Here is a 1,690-nt window from a genome sequence, read left to right as displayed (position 1 = left end):
CGACGGATCCGCGCAGGAGGTCCCCTCGCACTTCTACCTGAACCTGCCCAAGTGGGCGGCGTACGGCCCCGAGCCCGCGGACACCCTGCGGCGGGCGGCCTGCGACCTCTCGCTGCGCGACAGTACGCAGCACGCCGTCTCCGCCCTCGCCCAGATCGCGGCCTCCGGGCTGCCCCACCCCGTGGGCGGCGCCGAGCCCGGCAGCCCCTTCGACCGGGCCGTGGCCGAGCTGCTGGACATCGTGCGGTCGGGCGAGGAGCCGGACGCGGAGCCGGAGCTGGACCGGCCGGCCCTGCGCAGGCTGCGCCGGCTGGTCACCCAGCCGCTGGGGGAAGTGCCCGCCGTGCGCGAGGCGGTGCTGCGCCGGCTGGCCGACGAGCCCCTGCTGGTCGAGGCCCGCGCGACCCTGCTGCTGCGCGCCGTCGACCTGCGGGCGGACCCCGCGGACCCGGCGCGGCAGCGGGAGGCGCTGCGCGAGCTCGTCGAGTCCCTGCGCGGCCGGCCGGGACTGGCCCGTTCGACGGCCTCGCACCTGAAGTCCCGGTACAGCCACGGTGACCCGCTGCCCGATCCCGCGACCGTCCTGGAGACCGTACGGGGCCTCGCGGCCGACGGCGGCGCGGAATCCGGGCTGTTCGCGGCCGCGCTCACCGCCGGCGTCGGCCGGCTGCACGGCTGGCCGGCCGAGTGGCGGGAGCTGCTGCGGGAACTGCGCCGGCATCCGGAGGTGGAGGTCCGGGACGCGGCGTTCGCGGCGGCTACCCGGGAGTAGACGGCGGACGATCCACCTCCCTCCCGACACGGACCGATCATCACATTGCGGTCCATGACATCCTGTGACGTCACAACTCGCCGGACGGGATCGGCGGACGTCCGGGGAATATGGGGAAGGTCCATGAAGCTCTGCTTCCTGGTGGAGGAGCACTACCGCCACGACGGCATGCCCAACGAGGTGGTCGGGCAGCTGCGGTCGTGGGGGCACCGGGTGGATGTGCTGCGGCCCGGCGGTTCGCTGCTGCGGATGAGCGAGGCGGTGGACGCCGGCGCGCACGACGCCTGGGTGCTCAAGACGGTGTCGGGCGGGCCGGGGCTGACCCTGCTCGAAGCCGCCGCCGCAGCCGGGATGACCACGGTCAACGACGCCCGCGCGATCCGGGGCGTACGGGACAAGGCGCTGGCCGCGGCCCTCGGGCGCGGGCACGGGCTGCCGCTGCCGCCGACGTACGCCGCGGCCCGGCCGGAACTGCTCGCGCAGATCCCGGACTCGGAGTACCCGCTGGTCGTCAAGCCCGCCGACGGCAGCTCGGGGCGGGCCGTGCACCTGGTGTCCTCGCCGGAGCGGCTCGCGGCGATGCTCCCCGAACTGGCCGGCGAGGGCCTGCTCATCGCCCAGCCGTACGTGCCGAACTCGGGCACCGACATCAAGGTGTACGCGGTCGGCGGGGAGCTCTTCGCCACCGAGCGCCGGTCCCCCCTGCATCCGGACAGCCCGGTCCCCGAGCGGATCGTGCCGCTGTCCGCCGAGATCGCGGAGATCGGCGAGCGGGTCGGGGCGGTGTACGGGCTCGACCTGTACGGGCTGGACGTGCTGCTGGGCCCCGACGGGCCGGTGGTCGTCGACGTGAACGACTTCCCGAGCTTCCGTCAGGTGCCGGACGCGGCGGCCCGCGTGGCCCGGGCGGTACTGGGC

General features: G+C 75.3%; 1 protein-coding gene and 1 pseudogene. Both read left to right on the top strand.

Annotated features, from left to right (window positions below):
• Window positions 1–772: pseudogene (locus ACWGDE_RS38745) on the top strand (hypothetical protein); the annotation flags it as partial.
• A gap of 123 nt (window positions 773–895) precedes the next feature.
• Window positions 896–1,690 (top strand): ATP-grasp domain-containing protein (locus ACWGDE_RS38740; protein ID WP_453393784.1); only part of this gene is annotated, 795 nt, incomplete at its 3' end.

The sequence above is a fragment of the Streptomyces sp. NPDC054956 genome, assembly GCF_053609185.1.
This window is presented reverse-complemented; position numbering and strand designations above follow the sequence as displayed.